This window comes from Streptomyces sp. NPDC043870 (genome assembly GCF_056435785.1).
This window is the reverse complement of the sequence record NZ_JBWKDT010000014.1, coordinates 20,157-38,450: the sequence shown is the minus strand read 5'-3', so window position 1 is coordinate 38,450 and position 18,294 is coordinate 20,157. Positions and strand designations below refer to the sequence as shown.

At 70.6% G+C, this 18,294-nt stretch carries 13 protein-coding genes; 8 read left to right on the top strand and 5 right to left on the bottom strand.

Going from position 1 to position 18,294, the window contains the following annotated elements:
- The first annotated feature begins 133 nt into the window (after window positions 1-133).
- The 4 genes from AC0699_RS19110 (at window position 134) to AC0699_RS19095 (ending at window position 5,052) form a co-directional block, all read left to right on the top strand.
- A complete protein-coding gene (locus AC0699_RS19110; RefSeq protein WP_478661520.1) occupies window positions 134-1,564 on the top strand; it encodes an ABC transporter substrate-binding protein in 1,431 nt (476 codons plus the stop codon).
- Window positions 1,565-1,571: 7 nt separating this feature from the next.
- On the top strand, window positions 1,572-2,930 hold the full coding sequence (locus AC0699_RS19105) for a carbohydrate ABC transporter permease (protein ID WP_478661517.1): 1,359 nt from the start codon (window positions 1,572-1,574) through the stop codon (window positions 2,928-2,930).
- On the top strand, window positions 2,927-3,805 hold the full coding sequence (locus AC0699_RS19100) for a carbohydrate ABC transporter permease (RefSeq protein WP_478661514.1): 879 nt from the start codon (window positions 2,927-2,929) through the stop codon (window positions 3,803-3,805). The genes AC0699_RS19105 and AC0699_RS19100 overlap by 4 nt, the downstream gene beginning before the upstream one ends.
- Before the next feature lie 296 nt (window positions 3,806-4,101).
- Window positions 4,102-5,052, top strand: a complete 951-nt coding sequence (locus tag AC0699_RS19095) for a class I SAM-dependent methyltransferase (protein WP_478661510.1) — start codon at window positions 4,102-4,104, stop codon at window positions 5,050-5,052.
- On the opposite strand, the gene AC0699_RS19090 is transcribed toward AC0699_RS19095, so the two are convergent.
- Window positions 5,049-6,557 (bottom strand): glycosyltransferase family 2 protein, encoded by a 1,509-nt coding sequence (locus AC0699_RS19090; protein WP_478661508.1) that lies wholly within the window; start codon window positions 6,555-6,557, stop codon window positions 5,049-5,051. The two genes, AC0699_RS19095 and AC0699_RS19090, sit on opposite strands and share 4 nt — an antisense overlap.
- A 147-nt stretch (window positions 6,558-6,704) precedes the next feature.
- The gene (locus tag AC0699_RS19085) at window positions 6,705-7,313 is read right to left on the bottom strand and encodes a TetR/AcrR family transcriptional regulator (RefSeq protein WP_478661505.1); all 609 of its coding nucleotides are present in this window, start codon (window positions 7,311-7,313) and stop codon (window positions 6,705-6,707) included.
- Window positions 7,314-7,461: 148 nt separating this feature from the next.
- On the opposite strand from AC0699_RS19085, the gene AC0699_RS19080 reads away from it, so the two are divergent.
- From AC0699_RS19080 to AC0699_RS19070, 3 genes are all read left to right on the top strand, one after another.
- Complete coding sequence (locus AC0699_RS19080; RefSeq protein ID WP_478661502.1) at window positions 7,462-8,367, top strand: ABC transporter permease; 906 nt, start codon at window positions 7,462-7,464, stop codon at window positions 8,365-8,367.
- A gap of 10 nt (window positions 8,368-8,377) precedes the next feature.
- A complete protein-coding gene (locus AC0699_RS19075) occupies window positions 8,378-9,157 on the top strand; it encodes an ABC transporter ATP-binding protein (RefSeq protein ID WP_478661783.1) in 780 nt (259 codons plus the stop codon).
- A gap of 67 nt (window positions 9,158-9,224) precedes the next feature.
- Window positions 9,225-10,496 (top strand): glycosyltransferase 87 family protein, encoded by a 1,272-nt coding sequence (locus AC0699_RS19070; RefSeq protein ID WP_478661500.1) that lies wholly within the window; start codon window positions 9,225-9,227, stop codon window positions 10,494-10,496.
- A 36-nt stretch (window positions 10,497-10,532) separates the two neighbouring features.
- Here the strand turns inward: AC0699_RS19070 and AC0699_RS19065 are convergent, their stop codons facing one another.
- Complete coding sequence (locus AC0699_RS19065) at window positions 10,533-15,509, bottom strand: NAD-glutamate dehydrogenase (protein WP_478661497.1); 4,977 nt, start codon at window positions 15,507-15,509, stop codon at window positions 10,533-10,535.
- 514 nt (window positions 15,510-16,023) lie between these two features.
- Between AC0699_RS19065 and AC0699_RS19060 the strand changes: the two genes are divergently transcribed.
- Window positions 16,024-16,590: a DJ-1/PfpI family protein gene (locus AC0699_RS19060; protein WP_478661495.1), complete on the top strand. Its 567-nt coding sequence runs from the start codon at window positions 16,024-16,026 to the stop codon at window positions 16,588-16,590.
- A gap of 268 nt (window positions 16,591-16,858) precedes the next feature.
- Here AC0699_RS19060 and AC0699_RS19055 read toward each other — a convergent pair whose 3' ends face one another.
- The gene (locus tag AC0699_RS19055; RefSeq protein ID WP_478661493.1) at window positions 16,859-17,521 is read right to left on the bottom strand and encodes an HAD family hydrolase; all 663 of its coding nucleotides are present in this window, start codon (window positions 17,519-17,521) and stop codon (window positions 16,859-16,861) included.
- A 132-nt stretch (window positions 17,522-17,653) separates the two neighbouring features.
- Window positions 17,654-18,160, bottom strand: a complete 507-nt coding sequence (locus tag AC0699_RS19050; protein ID WP_478661492.1) for a DUF6912 family protein — start codon at window positions 18,158-18,160, stop codon at window positions 17,654-17,656.
- Window positions 18,161-18,294: the final 134 nt, after the last annotated feature.

The window sequence follows — 18,294 nt, the reverse complement described above, 5'->3', positions numbered from 1 at the left end:
ATCACCCAGTTGACAGCGAAGGTGCTATTGCCTCGCCCCTCCCCCGGGCGTAGACCTGACCGCACGGGACGGGAGCGGCGCTGCCTACGTCACGGCTGCGTCCCTCCACACGCGCGGGAGAGACGGGGCAGTGATGCGCACAACTCGCACAGCTCGCACGACTCGTACAGCTCGTACGACCGGTGCAGGTCGTAGGACCGGTGCAGGTCGTAGGACTCGCAGCAGAGCCGTCGTGGCGCTCGTCGCACTGGGCGCGCTCGGCCTCGCCGGCTGTGGGGGCGACAAGGACGGCGGCGACGGAGGCGCACCGGACGCGACGAAGGGCACACAGTCCGCGCCCACCGTCCAGCTGCCCAAGCTGGACGGGCAGAAGATCGAGGTCGCCGCGGTCTGGACGGGTCCCGAGCAGGAGAACTTCACGAAGGTTCTGAAGGAGTTCGAGAAGCGCACCGGGGCGACCGTCACCTTCGTGCCCGCGCAGGACCCGATCGTCAACTTCCTCGGCACGAAGATCGCCGGCGGGAGCCCGCCCGACGTCGCCATGCTGCCGCAGGTCGGCGCCGTCCAGCAGGCCGTGGCGAAGAAGTGGGCCAAGCCCGTCGGCCCGGAGGCAAAGGCGCAGCTCGCCAAGAACTACGCCAAGGGCTGGCAGGATCTCGGCTCCGTCGACGGCACCGCGTACGGCGTGTACTTCAAGGCCGCCAACAAGTCCCTCATCTGGTACAACAACGCGGTCTTCGAGAACGCCGGCGCCACGGTCCCCAAGACCTGGAAGGAATTCCTGACGACGGCCGAGACGATCTCCGCGTCCGGAGTCACACCGGTGTCGGTCGCCGGCGCGGACGGCTGGACGCTCACCGACTGGTTCGAGAACGTCTATCTCTCGCAGGCCGGACCGGAGAAGTACGACCAGCTCGCCAAGCACGAGATCAAGTGGACGGACCCGTCCGTCAAGCAGGCCCTCACCACGCTCGCCGAGCTGTTCGGCAAGCCGGAGCTGATCGCGGGCGGCGCGGACGGGGCCCTGCAGACGGAGTTCCCCAAGTCCGTCACGCAGACCTTCACCGGTGGTGACCAGCCCAAGGGCGCGATGGTCTTCGAGGGCGACTTCGTCACCGTCAACATCGCCGAGACCGGGGCGAAGATCGGTACGGAGGCCAAGGTGTTCCCGTTCCCCGCGGTCGGCGCCGAGCCCCCGGTGGTGACCGGCGGCGACGCGGCGGTCGCGCTGAAGGACTCCAAGGGCGCGCAGGCGCTGCTGACCTTCCTCGCCTCTCCGGACGCGGCGAAGATCTGGGCGGAGTCCGGCGGTTTCATCTCCCCGAACAAGTCCCTGGATGTCGCCGCGTATCCGAACGACGTCCAGCGCGACATCGCCAAGGCGCTCATCGCCGCGGGCGACGACTTCCGCTTCGACATGTCGGACCAGATGCCGCAGTCGTTCGGCGGCACGCCCGGCAAGGGCGAGTGGAAGGCCCTCCAGGACTTCCTGAAGAACCCGAAGGACGTCGCCGGCACCCAGCAGCGGCTGGAGGCCGACGCGGCCAAGGCGTACAAGAACTGATGCCGCGATGACGCCCCCCAAGGCCTCTCCAGGAGCGGCGGAGGGCACCGCGCCCGCCGCCGCCAGGGGCGTACGCAAGAGTGTGACCGGCACCCGCCGCCTCGTCGCGGCCGGCTTCCTGCTGCCCGCGCTGGTGCTGCTCGGCGCGCTCGTGGTCTACCCGATCGGGTACTCGCTCTACCGGTCCTTCTTCGACCAGTCCGGCAGCGGTTTCGCCGGTTTCGGCAATTACGTGGAGATCTTCTCCGACGACACCATCCTGACCGCGGTCAAGAACAACGCGATCTGGGTGGTCGTCGCACCGACCGTCGCGACGGCGCTCGGGCTGATCTTCGCCGTGCTCACCGAGCGGGTCCGCTGGGGCACGGCGTTCAAGCTGATCGTCTTCATGCCGATGGCGATCTCGATGCTCGCCGCGGGCATCATCTTCCGGCTGGTGTACGAGCAGGACCCGGAGCGCGGGGTCGCCAACGCGGTCTGGGTGGGCGTGCACGACACGTTCTCGGAGTCGGCGGGCTTCACCCGGGCGCGTCCTCTTCCCGTCCATCCGCTGGAGGCGGCGGGCGGCGGGGCGTTCATCACCAAGAAGCCGGTCACGCCGGGCACCGCCGTCCAGCTCCCGCTCGTCGGGGTCGCGCCCGCGAAGATGCCGGACGACGCGAAGCCGGCGAAGGCCCCGGCGACGGATCCCGGCAAGGTCACCGGCACCGCCTGGCTCGACTTCACCCGGGGCGGCGGCGGAAGGCCCAACGCCATCGACGCCAAGGAGCTGGGCCTCAAGGGCATCAAGATCGAGGCGGTCAAGGACGGCAAGGTCGTCGCCACGACCACCGCGGCCGCCGACGGTACGTTCTCCCTGCCCGAGGAAGCCGACGGCGCCTTCCTGCGGCTCCCCGGGAGCAACTTCCGCGAGCCGTACAACGGAGTCGACTGGCTGGGCCCGTCGCTGGTGACCCCGGCCATCATCGGCTCGTACGTGTGGATGTGGGCGGGCTTCGCGATGGTGCTGATCGCGGCGGGCCTGGCGGCTGTGCCGCGCGAACTCCTCGAAGCGGCACGGGTGGACGGGGCCAACGAGTGGCAGGTCTTCCGGAAGGTGACCGTTCCGCTGCTCGCGCCGGTGCTCGCGGTCGTGCTCGTCACGCTGATGATCAACGTCCTGAAGATCTTCGACCTGGTGTTCATCATCGCGCCCGGTTCGGCGCAGGACGACGCGAACGTACTGGCGCTCCAGCTCTACCGCTCCTCGTTCGGCACGGACGCGCACCTGGGCGTGGGCAGCGCCATCGCCGTACTGCTCCTGCTGCTGGTGATCCCGGTGATGCTGTTCAACATCCGGCGGATGCGAAGGGAGACACGCCGATGAGCACCGACAGCGCCGTCAAGGCGAAGCCGTCGCTCGCCGCCCGCATCGCCGCCCGCACGGGTGGCGGTGTGATGCGGGTCTTCCTCGTGCTGGTCGGGCTGTTCTGGCTGATGCCCACGATCGGACTGCTGCTCTCCTCGCTGCGCTCGCCCGCCGACATCAACGCGAGCGGATGGTGGGAGGTGTTCACCGCACCCGCGCAGCTCACGGCCGAGAACTACTCCCGGCTGCTGCAGAACGAAACCATCACTCACTCGCTCCTCTCCACGGTCCTGATCACCGTCCCCTCGACGGTCCTGGTCGTCGTGATCGGCTCACTCGCCGGGTACGCCTTCGCGTGGATGGAGTTCCCCGGCCGCGACTGGTGGTTCCTGGTCGTCGTCGGGCTGCTCGTCGTCCCCGTGCAGGTCGCGCTCGTTCCGGTGTCCAAGCTGTTCGGCGCGATCGGGATCTTCGAGACGACCGTCGGCGTCGTGATCTTCCATGTCGCCTTCGGCCTGCCCTTCGCGATCTTCCTCCTCAGGAACTTCTTCGCGGAGATCCCGAGGGAGCTGCTGGAGGCCGCCCGGCTCGACGGGGCGGGCGAGGTACGGCTGTTCACGCGTGTCGTGATGCCGCTCGGCGCTCCCGCGATCGCCTCGCTCGGCATCTTCCAGTTCCTCTGGGTCTGGAACGACATGCTGGTCGCGCTGATCTTCGCGGACTCCGAGTCCCCGCCGATCACGGTCGCGCTGCAGCAGCAGGTACGGCAGTTCGGCAACAACATCGACGTCCTGGCACCGGGCGCGTTCGTGTCCATGGTGATCCCGCTCGCCGTGTTCTTCGCGTTCCAGCGGCAGTTCGTGTCCGGGGTGATGGCGGGCGCGGTCAAGTAACGAGCCCACACAACGCACACGCGCGGCGGCGTCAACGGGACGCCGCCGCGCGTCGTCCCCCAGGCCTGTCCGGTGCCGATGTCCGCACACACGGTCGTCGTGCTCGACCGTGCGTGCGGCACTCCCGGGAGCGCCTCACGGGCAACATCCGCTCCACACCCGCCCGCAATCGTCCCGACATGTGCGACCACTACGACCGGGTGCATGGCTTTCGTCGACTCCCGCCCCGCGCCGGAGCGGCGCCGGCCGTCCGTCAGGACCACGTCCATCGCTGAGTCCCGAGAGAGAAGACACCCATGTCAAGGACGAGTGCACAGGTGCAGTCCCCCGCAGAGGCCGCCGGCGCCGCCGCGCCTCTCGGGGGCGAACTTCCCAGGCCCGCCCGGCTCGACGACGTCAAGGGCTGGTTCCGTCCGGTCGACCAGCTGCTCTTCGACTGGTTCCTGACCCACCAGCGCGATCACGGCCACGAGGGTGATCTGCTCGAACTCGGCGCGTACATGGGAAAGAGCGCGATCTTCCTCGGCCAGTACCTGCGGGACGGCGAGGAGTTCACCGTCTGCGACCTCTGGGACTCGCCCGCTCCCGACGTCTCCAACAGCGCCGAGATGAACCGGTCGTACGCGACGCTCACCCGCCGGGCCTTCGAGACCAACTACCTCTCCTTCCACGACGAGCTGCCGACTCTCGTCCAGGCCCCGACCTCGGTGATCGCCTCCCGGGTCCGGGCGGGCAGCTGCCGCTTCGTCCACATCGACGCCTCGCATCTGTACGAGCACGTCCACGGCGACATCGAGGCCGCCCAGGAGCTCCTCACCCCGGGGGGAATCGTGGTCTTCGACGACTTCCGGGCCGAGCACTGCCCGGGTGTCGCGGCCGCCGTCTGGGGAGCGGTCGCCACCGTGCGGCTGCGGCCGGTCTGCATCACCGGCACCAAGCTGTACGGGACGTGGGGCGACCCGGAGGAGGTGCGGGAGGCGCTGCTCGGCTGGCTGGAGAAGCGGACGGACCTGTGGCACGGGGTGGAGGAGGTGGCGGGGGCGCCGCTGATCCGGATCGACGGCAGGAAGGCGAAGGCACCGGCGCATCCGGACTCCCGCCACCGGGCCGGGACGCCCGCGGCCGGGGCCCGGGAGCAGCGCGCCACCCCCACGCCACGGCGACGGCGTGCCCCGCGGACCCGCCGGCTCGTACGTGACCTGCTGCCGCCGCTGCTGACCCGGGCTCTGGTGCGTGCGCTCCGCTAGAGCCTGTCGTTCGGAACAGGCTGGACAGCAAGATCCACCGGACAGGCGCCAAAGCTTGGCCCCGGACCCGGACCCTGGCCCTGGCTCCCGGCCGGGGGCGGGCGGCGCAGGCCGACCGGGGTGACGGCGACGACGAGTTCGCGGGTCCCGTCGGCGGCCACGTTCAGCCGGTACGGGCGCAGTCCGCGCAGCCCGTGGGCCCGGTGGGGCGGGGCGCCGGCCACCACGGTGGCGGGGTGCTCGGTGCCGAGGAGGGCGGTGCGCAGACCGACCCTGGTACGGCCGGGCGGGAAGGCCTCGGCGGGGATCCGCACCTCGATCTCCGTACCGGCCCCGTCCGCGGCGGGCCGCAGCTCGATGCGGCAGCTCTCCGGGCCGGTATGTCCGACCGGGCCGGTGACTCCGACCGGCGTCGCGTCGAGAGCGGCAAGACCGGGCAGCGGGCTGCGGGCGTTGACGACGAGGGTGTGGCGGCCGGGGCCGGTGCGCCGCCAGGCGGCGGAGACCAGGTCGGTGCGCAGGGGCGGTACGCCGTGGGCGGCCTCGTACCGGATGACTGACAGGAGCCCTGGCAGGTCGTCTGTGCGTACGTAGGACAGGCGCAGCCGCAGTCCTGGCCGCAGCCGGGCGAGCACGGCCTCGCTGAGGTGATCGGTGACCATGCGGCGCAGCCCGGCGAACACGCGCCGCCGCACTGGTTCCGGCGCGGCCAGGAGGCCGGGGCCGGTCATCGCGGCGGCCTCCTCGGCGAAGTGGCGGTGGTGGAAGCCGTCGCGGACCGGACCGGGCCCGGTGAAGCGGGCGGTCACGGCCATCGCCGCGGCCGTCCCGCGCAGCAGGTCCTCGATCCCGGGGGCCGCCGGGTTCGGGTCGGTCGCGGCGAAGCAGTAGTCGTAGTCGGCCCGTACGGAGACGCGGCCAGCCCGGAAGAGTGCTTCGAGGGCGAAGGCCTGCCGGGCGAGGGCTTCAGGGACGTCCTCGCGAAATCGCAACTCGTGCCGCTGGAGCAGGTCCCGGCGGAACAGCTTGGTGGTGGACAGTTCCCAGGGCAGCCCGGGATGGTCCAGCGGCAGGTCCGGCTCGGTGCGGGTGAGCAGGGACGGGGACGCGGCCGCGATCTTGGCGTGGACGACGTCGGAGCCGTGGATGTCGGCCGCGTCGACGAGCCGCTCCAGTGCTTCGCGGCCGAGGAAGTCGCCGGCTTCGAGGAAGAACAGATAGCGGCCGCGGGCGCGTTCGACGGCCTGGCTGGCGGTGCCGGGACGGAGCAGGGTGCACAGGCCGGGGTGGCGCGCGGAGAACCGTTCCAGCTCCGCCACCCGGCCTCTGTCGGGGGACCCGTCGTCGACGGTGATCACTTCGATGCGGTCCTCGCCGATGGTCTGCCCGGCGAGCGAGTCGAGGCACCGGGTGAGGCACGGCACCTCGCCCCGGACCGTGACGACGACGGTGACGTCGGGGACTTCGGGGACTTCAGGGACGTCCGCCGTGGCCGGTGAGCTCATGGGGTGCCCTCCGCTCGCCTCGGGCGCGCCGTCCGCCCGCCCGACACAGCAACGACCCCCTGTCGGCGCGGGCTACGCACCGGCGGCGGCCGTTCACCCGCTCGGCCCAGCGCGCCGGCCCCGCGAGGGGCCGTCAGCACGTGCGGGTCAGCTCCGTGTCATCGCCGCCACCGCCGAGGCGGCCAGGTCGTCCAGGTAGCCCTTGGGCAGGTCGCTGCGGACGACCACCAGCCGCCAGTACAGCGGGCCGATGATCAGGTCGAGAGCGCGGTCCGGGTCGGCCGTCCCCGGCAGCTCGCCGCGGGCGACCGCGTCGCGTACCACCAGCGCCGCGACACCCTGCTGGGGGTCGAGCAGGGCGGCCTTGATGGCGTCGGAGATCTCCGGATGGCGGGCGGCCTCGACCAGGAGGTCGGGGATGACCCGGGAGGCCACGGGGTGGCGCAGGGCGTGCGAGGCCACTTCGAGGAGAGCGCGGACGTCCCCGTACAGCGAACCGGTCGACGGTGCGGGCAGCCCCTGCGCGGCGAAGGCCGAGACCAGGTCGAGGACGAGTGACAGCTTGGACTTCCAGCGCCGGTAGACCGCGGTCTTGCCGACGCCCGCCCGGCGCGCGATTCCCTCGATCGACATCCGGGCGAAGCCGACCGCCGCCAGCTCCTCGAAGACGGCTGTGCGGATCGCTTCGGTCACGTCCTCCCGGAGCACTGCGGCTCCCGCGGGGGCGCGTCGTGGGGTTCCCGGGTCCGTGGTCATGCCCAGGAGCATACCCATCACGACGAGACGGTTGCGTTGCGACGTAGATCCGTCCTACCCTCGCCGTAGCGACGATACGGGTCCGTCCCATCGCCAGCGCTTCTCTGCACCCGGCGAAAGCGAGCGAGTGACCAGCGTGAGCAGCAGCATGAGCAGCGTGCCGGCGACCCGGCCCACACCACCCGTGGAAAGCCTCGGCGAGCTCGCCGCCCGGCACGGACTGACCGTGAGCGGGGCCCGCCCGACGCTCGGCGCGTACATCAGGCAGCTGTGGGCGCGCAGGCACTTCATCACCGCGTTCGCCACGGCCCGCCTCACGGCCCAGTACAGCCAGGCGAAGCTCGGGCAGGTCTGGCAGCTGATGACCCCGCTGCTCAACGCCGCGGTCTACTACTTCATCTTCGGCGAGCTGCTCGACACCGCCCGCAACGTGCAGGACTTCGTACCGTTCCTCGTCACCGGCGTCTTCGTCTGGACCTTCACGGCCAACTCGATCACCGCCGGCACCCGCGCCATCTCGGGCAACATCGGGCTCGTACGGGCCCTGCACTTCCCCCGTGCCGCGCTCCCGATCGGTCTCGCCCTGCAGCAGCTCCAGCAGCTGATGTTCTCCATGGGCGCGCTGGTCGTGATCCTGATGTGCTTCGGGAAGTTCCCGCAGCCCTCCTGGCTGCTCGCCGTCCCGGCCCTGCTGCTCCAGGCCGTCTTCAGCACCGGCATCTCGATGGTCGTCGCCCGGCTCGCCGCGCGCACCCCCGACATCGCCCAGCTGATGCCGTTCCTGCTGCGCACCTGGATGTACGCGTCGGGCGTGATGTGGAGCATCCCGGCGGTGCTCGCGCACCGGCACCCGCCGCACGCGGTGATCCTGGCCCTGCAGTGCAATCCGATCGCCGTCTACATCGATCTGATGCGCTTCGCGCTCATCGACAGCTACACCTCCGCCCAGCTGCCGCCGCATGTGTGGGCGGTCGCCCTCGGCTGGGCCGTGCTCTTCGGAGTGGGCGGATTCCTGTACTTCTGGAAGGCGGAGGAGCAGTACGGCCGTGGCTGAGACAGCAACCATGAACGACGCAGCGAGCAGGACACCGACCGTCGTCGTCGACGGCGTCCACATCACCTACAAGGTCAACGGCGGAAGGACCGGCCGCGGCGGCGCCACCGCCGCGCTCAGCCGGATCATCTCCCGCAAGCCCGGCAGGAGCGGCGGCCGAGAGGTGCACGCCGTCAAGGGCGTCAGCTTCGCCGCGTACAAGGGCGAGGCGATCGGCCTGATCGGCTCCAACGGTTCGGGCAAGTCCACCCTGCTGAAGGCGATCGCGGGGCTGCTCCCGACGGCCGAGGGCAGGATCTACACCCACGGCCAGCCCTCGCTGCTGGGCGTGAACGCGGCGCTCATGGGCGATCTGACCGGTGAGCGCAACGTCGTCCTCGGCGGGCTCGCGATGGGCATGTCCCGTGACGAGATCCACCAGCGCTACCAGGAGATCGTCGACTTCTCCGGGATCAACGACAAGGGCGACTTCATCACCCTGCCGATGCGGACGTACTCGTCCGGCATGGGCGCCCGGCTCCGGTTCTCCATCGCCGCGGCCAAGAGCCATGACGTGCTGCTCATCGACGAGGCGCTGGCGACGGGCGACGCCAAGTTCCAGCGGCGCAGCCAGGAGCGGATCGCCGAGCTGCGCGCGGAGGCCGGCACGGTCTTCCTGGTCAGCCACAGCAATTCGGCGATCACGACGACCTGCGACCGTGCGCTCTGGCTGGAGTCCGGCACACTGCGGATGGACGGTCCGGCGAAGGAGGTCGTCGCGGCGTACGAGGCCTTCACGAAGAAGAAATAGCCACAACTCCACATGGATCTGCATGGATCCGTATGGAGCTGAACAGAACGGACTAGGGTGCGGGTCGATGACGACCCAGCGGGCCGCCGCGCCCGAGCCCTCTCCGTCCCCCGCTCCCGCGTCCTCCTCCCCTTCCGCATCGCTGCCCGCACGTCTCGCCCTCGGCGCCGTCTGGACCGCGAGCCGGCTCGGGATGCTCGCCCTGCTGCTGCGGGACGACCTCGGCTTCGGAGGCGTCTCCCGCGAGGTGCACGTCCTCTACACCCGCTGGTACGAGGAACTCGGCCGCGGCACGTTCCCCCTGGGCGATCCGACCTGGCAGTACCCGCCGGGCGCCGGGGCGGTGATCCTCTCCCCCGCCCTCCTCCCCTGGCTGAGCTACTTCCAGGCCTTCGTGGCGCTGACGCTGCTCGCCGACGCGGCCGTCACCCTGGCCCTCGCCCGGGCCGGCGGAGCCCGTGGCGCCGGTGCCTGGATGTGGACGTGCGGTCTGCCCCTCCTGCTGCACATCCCGCTCGCCCGCTACGACGTCCAGGTCACCGCCCTGGCCGTACTGGCACTCCTCGCGCTGCACCGCCGCCCGTGGCTGGGCGGGGCGCTCGCCGCACTCGGCGCGCTGGTCAAGGTGTGGCCGGCGCTGACACTCCTGGGCACCCCCCGGGGCCGTACCACCCGGGCGGCCTGGACCTCGGCGGCCACCGCTGCCGTCGCACTCCTCGCCGTCCTCGCCCTCGGCTTCTCCCACCCCCTGGGCTTTCTGCGCCAACAGGGCGGCCGCGGCGTCCAGATCGAGTCGCTGGGCGGCACCGCGCTGGCACTGGCCCGGCTGTTCGGCAGCGGCGGACGGGTCGTGTACCGCTACGGGGCCTTCGAGTTCACCGGCCCGTATGTGACGGGCGTGGCCCGCCTCTCCCTCCTGCTGACCGCCGCCGCCTTCTGCTGGCTGCTGCTGTGGCGGGTACGGGCAGGGCGTGGCCAGCGGTCGGAGGCCACGCCGTTCGACGCCGCGCTGTGCGCCGTCCTCCTCTTCACCGTCACCAGCCGGGTCATCAGCCCGCAGTATCTGATCTGGCTGCTCGGCCTGGTCGCGGTCTGCCTCACCTCCCGGCACACCACCCAGCGCCCGGTCGCCCTGCTGCTCCTGCCGGCGACCGCGCTCAGCTCACTCGGGTATCCGGTGCTGTACGAGGACGTCATCGGGGCCACCCCGCTCGGCTGCGCGCTCGTGCTCGTACGGAACGGCCTGCTCCTCGCCGCGGCCGTGCTCTCGGCCCGTCGGCTGTGGGTCGCGACGGCAGCGCACACCGGAGATAGCGCGCGAAAGGGGCGCGCACCGTGATGGTGCGCGCCCCTGACTCACATCAGAGCGTCAGCGTCAGCTGTGCGTACGCAGCAGCTGGCGCATCGTCCGCATCGCGACCGACAGGTTCGCCAGGTCGAACGTGTCCGAGCTCTGGATCTCCTCCAGAGTCGTCCGCGCCCGGCCCAGGATCGCCGCGTTCTTGTCCTCCCACGCCTTGAAGCGGCGCTCCGGCGTCGAGGAACCGTTGCCCACGGAGAGCACGTCCGCGGTGAGCGCGGCGTGCGCGGCGTACAGGTCCTCGCGGATGGAGGCACGGGCCATGGACTGCCAGCGGTCGGCCCGCGGCAGCTCGATGATCCGGTCCATCAGCTCGGTGATCCGCAGCCGGTCGGCCAGGTCGTAGTAGATCTCGGCGACGGCCAGCGAGTCCTTGCCCGTACGGTCCGCGATGGCCACGATGTCGAGCGTCGGGAAGGCGGACGAGAATCCGGCGACCCGCATGGCCAGGTCCTCCGGGACCCCCGCGGCCGTGAACTCCTCCAGCAGCCCCTGGTACCAGTCCAGGTCGGCGCCGCGGAGCATCTTCGGCAGCTCGGCCCACACCTGCTCGACGCCCGAGGCGAAGAAGTCGATCGTCTCCGTCAGCTCCAGCGGCTGCGGCCGGTTGCCGAGCAGCCAGCGCGTGCCGCGCTCGACGAGACGGCGCGAGTGCAGCCGCATCCGCGTCTGCACGTCGGCGGCGACCTTGTTGTCGAGCGCCTCGACGGCGTCCCACACCTCGCCGAGACCGAAGATCGCTCGGGCGGCGGTCTGCGCCCGGACGATCTCCTCGACCGACGCCCCGGTCTCCTCGCGAAGCCGGTGCAGGAAGGTCGAACCACCGGTGTTGACGGTGTCGTTGACCAGAACCGTCGTCACGATCTCGCGGCGCAGCGGGTGGCCGTCGACCGCCTCGGTGAACGTCTCCCTCAGCGGCTTGGGGAAGTACGCGTGCAGCAGACCCCGCAGATACGGGTCGTCCGGCAGCGAGGTGCCGATCAGGTCCTCCGCCAGCGTGATCTTGGTGTAGGCGAGCAGGACGGCCAGCTCGGGCTGGGACAGGCCCCTGCCGGAGTTGAGCAGCTCACGGATCTGACGGTCGTTCGGCAGGAACTCCAGCGCCCGGTCCAGCGCGCCGTCCCGGCCGAGCCGGCGCATGAAGCGCTGGTGGGCGTGGAGCAGGCTGGGCGACTGGGCGACGGCGTTGGTCAGGGCCACGTTCTGCGCGTAGTTGTTGCGCAGCACGAGCTTGCCGACCTCGTCGGTCATCTCGGCGAGCAGCTTGTTGCGCTGCTTGACCGTCATGTCGCCCTCCGCGACAAGGCCGTTCAGCAGGATCTTGATGTTCACCTCGTGGTCGGAGGTGTCCACGCCCGCGCTGTTGTCGATGGCGTCGGTGTTGACCCGGCCGCCGCCGCGTGCGAACTCGATGCGGCCGAGCTGGGTCAGGCCCAGGTTGCCGCCCTCGCCGACGACCTTGACCCGCAGCTCGTCGCCGTTGACGCGGATGGCGTCGTTGGCCTTGTCGCCGACGTCGGCGTTGGACTCGGCGGAGGCCTTGACGTACGTGCCGATGCCGCCGTTCCACAGCAGGTCGACCGGCGCCTGCAGGATCGCCTTCATCAGGTCGGCCGGGGTCATCTTCGTGACCCCCTCCTCGATACCGAGAGCCTCGCGGACATGCGCGTTGACCGGGATCGACTTGGCACTGCGGGGGTGGATGCCGCCGCCCGCGGACAGCAGCTCCTTGTCGTAGTCCGCCCACGACGAGCGGGGCAGCTCGAACAGCCGGCGGCGCTCGGCGTACGAGACGGCGGAGTCGGGCTCCGGGTCGATGAAGATGTGGCGGTGGTCGAAGGCCGCGACCAGCCGGATGTGCTCGGAGAGCAGCATGCCGTTGCCGAACACGTCACCGGACATGTCGCCGACGCCGACCGCGGTGAAGTCCTCGGTCTGGGTGTCGTGGCCCAGCTCGCGGAAGTGCCGCTTCACGGACTCCCAGGCACCGCGGGCCGTGATGCCCATGCCCTTGTGGTCGTAACCGGCCGAGCCGCCGGAGGCGAAGGCGTCGCCGAGCCAGAAGTTGTACGAGAGCGCGACCTCGTTGGCGATGTCGGAGAACGTCGCGGTGCCCTTGTCGGCGGCGACGACGAGATACGTGTCGTCCTCGTCGTGGCGCACCACCTCGGCCGGCGGCACGACCTCGCCCGCCACCAGGTTGTCGGTGATGTCGAGCAGCGCCGAGATGAAGGTCTTGTAGCAGGCGATGCCCTCGGCGAGCCAGGCGTCACGGTCCACGGACGGGTCCGGGAGCTGCTTGGCGACGAAGCCGCCCTTGGCGCCGACCGGCACGATGACGGTGTTCTTCACCATCTGCGCCTTGACCAGGCCGAGGATCTCGGTACGGAAGTCCTCGCGCCGGTCGGACCAGCGCAGACCGCCGCGCGCGACCTTGCCGAAGCGCAGGTGCACGCCCTCGACGCGCGGCGAGTACACCCAGATCTCGTACGCCGGGCGGGGCGCCGGCAGATCCGGGATGGCCTGCGGGTCGAACTTCATGGACACGTAGGCGTGCGGCTCGAAGCCCTCGGCCTCCTGGAAGAAGTTCGTCCGGAGGGTGGCCTTGATGAGCGTGAGGAAGGAGCGGAGGATCCGGTCCTCGTCCAGGGAGGCGACCTGGTCGAGGGCCGCGTCCAGCTCCTCCAGCAGGGCGTCGATCAGCTCGGTGCCGGCGCGCTGGCGGTCCGGCGCCATACGGGCCTCGAAGAGGTTGACGAGCAGCCGGGTGGTGTGGACGTTGTTGAGGAGGGTGTCCTCCATGTAGTCCTGGCTGAAGGTCGAACCGGCCTGCCGCAGGTACTTGGCGTAGGCGCGCAGCACCACGGCCTCGCGCCAGTTGAGCCCGGCGCGGAGAACGAGCGAGTTGAACGTGTCGTTCTCCGCGGCACCGGTCCACACGGCGGAGAAGGCCTCCTGGAAGCGCTCACGGGCGTCGTCGCCGAGGTAGTCGCCGCCGTTGCCGCTCGGGGTCGGCATCCGCAGACCGAAGTCGTAGATCCATGCGTGCGTGCGGTCCGCGCAGCGCAGATCGTACGGGCGCTCGTCGAGGACCTCGACGCCGAGACGGTTCAGGACCGGCAGCACGGAGGAGAGGGAGACCTGCTCGCCCGGCCGGTAGATCTTGAAGCGGCGCTCGCCGGGCGCTGCGCCCACCGGCTCGTAGAGGGAGAGCGAGAAGCCCATGCCGGAGAGATCGAGCTGCTCCAGGTGGACCAGGTCGGCGACCGCGGCGCGAGGCGTGTGGTCGGCCTTGTAGCCCTCGGGGAAGGCGTTGCCGTACTTGCGCAGCAACTCGGCCGCGTGCTCCTCACCGAGCTCGGCGTTGAGCGCCTCGGCGAAGCCGTCGGCCCACGACCGGGCGGCCTCGACGAGCCGGGCCTCGAGCCGCTCCTTGTCGGAGTCGGTGAGGTGGGTCAGCTCGGTGCCGGGCGCCACGCGCACGACGAAGTGCAGCCGGGTGAGCACCGACTCGGTGCTCATGAGGGTGAAGTCGACGCTGGTGCCGCCCAGCTCCTCCTTGAGGATGCCGGTCAGACGCTCACGGACGGTGGTGTTGAAGCGGTCGCGCGGCAGGTACACGAGGGCCGAGTAGTAGCGGCCGTACTCCTCCTGGCGCAGGTACAGCCGCAGCCTGCGGCGCTCCTGCAGGTAGAGGACGCTGGTGACGATCTCGCGCAGCTCGTCGGGCGGGGTCTGGAACAGCTCGTCGCGCGGGTACGTCTCCAGGATCTGCAGCAGGTCGCGGCCGTCGTGGCTGTGCGGCGAGAAGCCCGCGCCGTCGAGGACCTCGGCGACCTTGCGGCGGATGACCGGGACGCGGCGCACCGACTCCGTGTACGCGGCCGAGGAGAACAGACCGAGGAAGCGCCGCTCACCGGTGACGTTGCCCTCGGCGTCGAACTTCTTCACGCCGACGTAGTCGAGGTACGACGGGCGGTGGACGGTGGCGCGGCTGTTGGCCTTGGTCAGGATCAGCAGCTTGTGCTCACGGGCCTTGGCGCGGGCATCGGCGGGCAGCCGGTTGAAGGAGGGGCTCACGGGGTGGCCGTGGGCGTCGTCGCCGCTGTGGTGCGGGTCGGAGCGGAGGATGCCGAGGCCGGTGCCGGGGACCGCGGCCAGCGCGTCGCCGTCGACGAGGTTGTACTCGCGGTAGCCGAGGAACGTGAAGTGGTCGTCGGAGAGCCAGCGCAGCAGCTCGCGGGCCTCGTCGACCTCCTCGTCGCGGAGGTCGTCGGCGGTGGGCTCGCCGGGCAGCTCCTCGGCGATGCGCAGCGCCGCGTCGCGCATCTTCTCCCAGTCCTCGACGGCCTCGCGGACGTCGGACAGGACACGCAGCAGGTCGGACGTGATCTGCTTCAGATCGGCGCGGTCGGTCTCGCGGTCGATCTCGACATGGATCCAGGACTCGACGAGCGCATCGTGCGGCAGCTTGGCGCCCTTGCCGTTGCTGCCGTCACCGGTGGCGTGACCGCTGGAGTCGCCGCTGAGGACCTCGATGAGCTTGCCGGTGACGTCACGGCGCACGACGAGCTGCGGGTGGATCACGACATGGATGCCGCGGCCCTGGCGGGACAGCTCGTTGGTCACGGAGTCGACGAGGAAGGGCATGTCGTCGGTGACGACCTCGACGACGGAGTGGCTGCACGTCCAGCCGTTCTCCTCGACGGTCGGGGTGTGCACCCGGACGTTGGCCGTGCCCTGCGGGCGGTTCTCCGCCAGCCGGTAGTGCGAGACAGCTGCGCCGAAGATGTCGACGGGGTCGCGGTCGGCGAGGTCCTCGGGGGCGGTGTGCAGGTAGTAGCGCTGGAGGTAGGCGAGGAGGGCGTCCTGGTCAGGACGGTCCCCGCTGTCGGACCCAGTCGGAAGTTGTCCCCCGCCCGGGCTGTGCTCAGCTACCCGCGCGGCCCTCTCGAGCAGCTCGGCCTTGGCTTCGTCCAGCTTGGTCTGCATGTCCTCTGGCTCCTGTCGCGCGCCGTTGCGTGACGTAGGTGGAAAAGATGGCACAACGCCACGACGCGGGGTGTCCGGTCGGGGTCGACGCTATGCCGGGATGAGAGATGTCCGGGCCGATATCGGCCAATGTGGGAGACGGGCCCGGCAGGTGACCGCGACGCGGTACACGCGGTTCACGCGATCCGTACGATCCATGCGGTTCACCCGGTCCGGAAAGGGGCCCGGGTCCACAGGGAAGATCAGCTCGCACCCGGCCGCTGTGGCGTACCGGGCGCAGGCCGGGGGCTTCGCTGCCCCCGCGGCATATCGCGCTGATCACGGGTCAAGGCTATCGCTCCGCCCCCCTGACCCGTCATGAGCCGTATGTGTACAAAAGCGGGGCCGGAAGTTTGACACTCTGGACAGCGACACATGCCCTCTTGGCAAACAGCCGCGGGGGAGGCAGGTTGGCGTGGGGGGGCCGAAGGCCGACAAATCGATACAGACAAATCGATACAGGGGAGCAGTAGCCATGAGCGCGAAGATCCTGATCGTCACCGGCGACGCAGCCGAGTCCCTGGAGGTCCTGTACCCGTATCAGCGGCTGCGCGAGGAGGGGTACGAGGTCCACATCGCGGCCCCGGCCCGCAAGAAGCTCCAGTTCGTGGTTCATGACTTCGAGCCGGGCTTCGACACGTACACGGAGAAGCCGGGCTACACCTGGCCCGCCGATCTGGCCTTCTCGGAGGTCGATCCGGGCGACTACGCCGCGATCGTCATCCCGGGCGGCCGGGCCCCGGAGTACCTCCGCAACGACCCCGAGCTCCGCAAGATCCTCAAGTCCTTCTTCGACGCGGACAAGCCCGTGGCCCAGATCTGCCACGGCCCCCTGCTGACGGCCGCCACCGGCAGCCTCACGGGCCGCAGGGTCACGGCCTACCCGGCCCTCGAACTCGACATGCAGGCAGCCGGTGCATCCTTCCAGGACACCGAGGCCGTGGTCGACGGCACCCTGGTCTCCTCCCGCGCCTGGCCCGATCACTCCGCCTGGATGCGCGAATTCCTCACGGTCCTCCGCGCGAAGGCACCGCTGAGCTGATCCGGCGAAGGGGGCTTCGGCCCGGACCCCAAGTACGGGGCTCGGGTGCGGTGGGCGCGGCCGGCCCCGAACCGGGGGCTGACACCGTGGTTTGTGGACAGTCGTTCCGCATGGCCTCCCCCAGGACGGAGTCCTGGGGGAGGGACGGGCCCACGCACGAACGACGAACCCCGGACGGGAGACGGCCCGCCCACCCCCGGTCCGCGGACGGGAGACGGCCGGTGGCGGGGCCGTGCAGGGCCGGCCCCGCAGGGACCGCGCCGAAGGCCTACGCGGCCAGCTCCTCCGCCACCATCACCGCCTCCGCGAGGCTGTCGACGACCGGCACCCCCGCCGACGCCAGGCTCGCCCGGCTGTGTGATCCCCCGGTGTACAGCACTGCCCTCGCCCCCACGTGCGCCGCCGCGACCGCGTCGTCCACCGCGTCGCCGATGACCACGACCCGCTCCGCCGGCACACCGACCAGGGCGGTGAGATGCCGCACCATGTGCTCCGCCTTGCCTGTGTGCGACGAACCGATCCGGCCGTCGACCCGCACGAAGCGGCCCTCGATGCCGTGTCGCCGCACGATCGGTATCAGATGCTCGTGCGGGGCCAGCGAGAGGAGCGACTGCGTACGCCCCGACGTCTGCCGCTCGGCCAGCAGCTCCGCCGCCCCGGCTGTGAGCCCGCACGCGTCGGCCAGCTGCCAGTAGTGCTTGTGAAAGACCGCGTCCATGATCGCCCACTCGTCGTCCGTGGGCAGTCGTCCCATGAGCCGCTCGTAGAACCGCGGCACCGGCACGCAGTACAGCTCCCGATACCGCTCCAGGGTGATCGGGTCCAGCCCTATCTCCGCGAACGACGCGTTCGTCGCCGCGATGACCGTGTGGATGTCATCGAGCAGTGTGCCGTTCCAGTCCCAGACCAGATGCGCGCTGTGCTTCCCCATGCCGAGCAACGGTACCGGCCGGGTCTGACAACCACCGGGTCGGACAACCGGACGCGGCCCGCAGCCGGAGCCGTGAGCCGCGCCGCGCGGCACCGCGTCAGCCGTCAGCCGTCAGCCGTCAGCCGTCAATCATCAGCCGATGAGCCCGGGGATCTCCTGCACTCCGTACCAGAGCAGCTCATGGTCCTCGGCACCGTCCACGACGAACTGCGCGTCGTCGTCCCCGTGATCCGCCGCGCCCAGCGCGTCCGCCGCCGCGGCCACATCGGCCTCGGCCTCATCGGAGTCCACGTGCACCGCCGCCGCCTTCGACAGCGGCACCGGGGACGCGATCCGCACCTCGCCGAGCGACGCGGACCCGAGCGCCTGCCCCGGATCCGCGGTCGCGGCGTTGTCCGGTACGTCGACGGCGACGACGACCCGGCGCCGTGCCGCGCCGGGGTCCCCGGCTAGCAGCCGCAGCGACGACGCCGCGGCCCTGCTCAGCGCGGCGTACTCGAGCTCCTCGATGTCGTCGGAGAGGTACCACTCGCGGAGCGCAGGCGTCACTGCGTAGGCGGTCAGCGGACCGGGACCGAGCTCGCCCGCCTTGTGCGCCTCTGCGAGACCGGGAAGGGTCAAAGGGACGTAGACGCGCATGGCTGGCCGCTTTCGTAGTCGGGTGAGCACTTAAGGATACGTGCGGAGTCCCCCATCGGGGTGTCCCGGCGGCCCCGTCCCGCGTCGCCCCTGAGCGTCCGTGGATCCGCCCGGCGCAGGCCCTGCACGCCCGC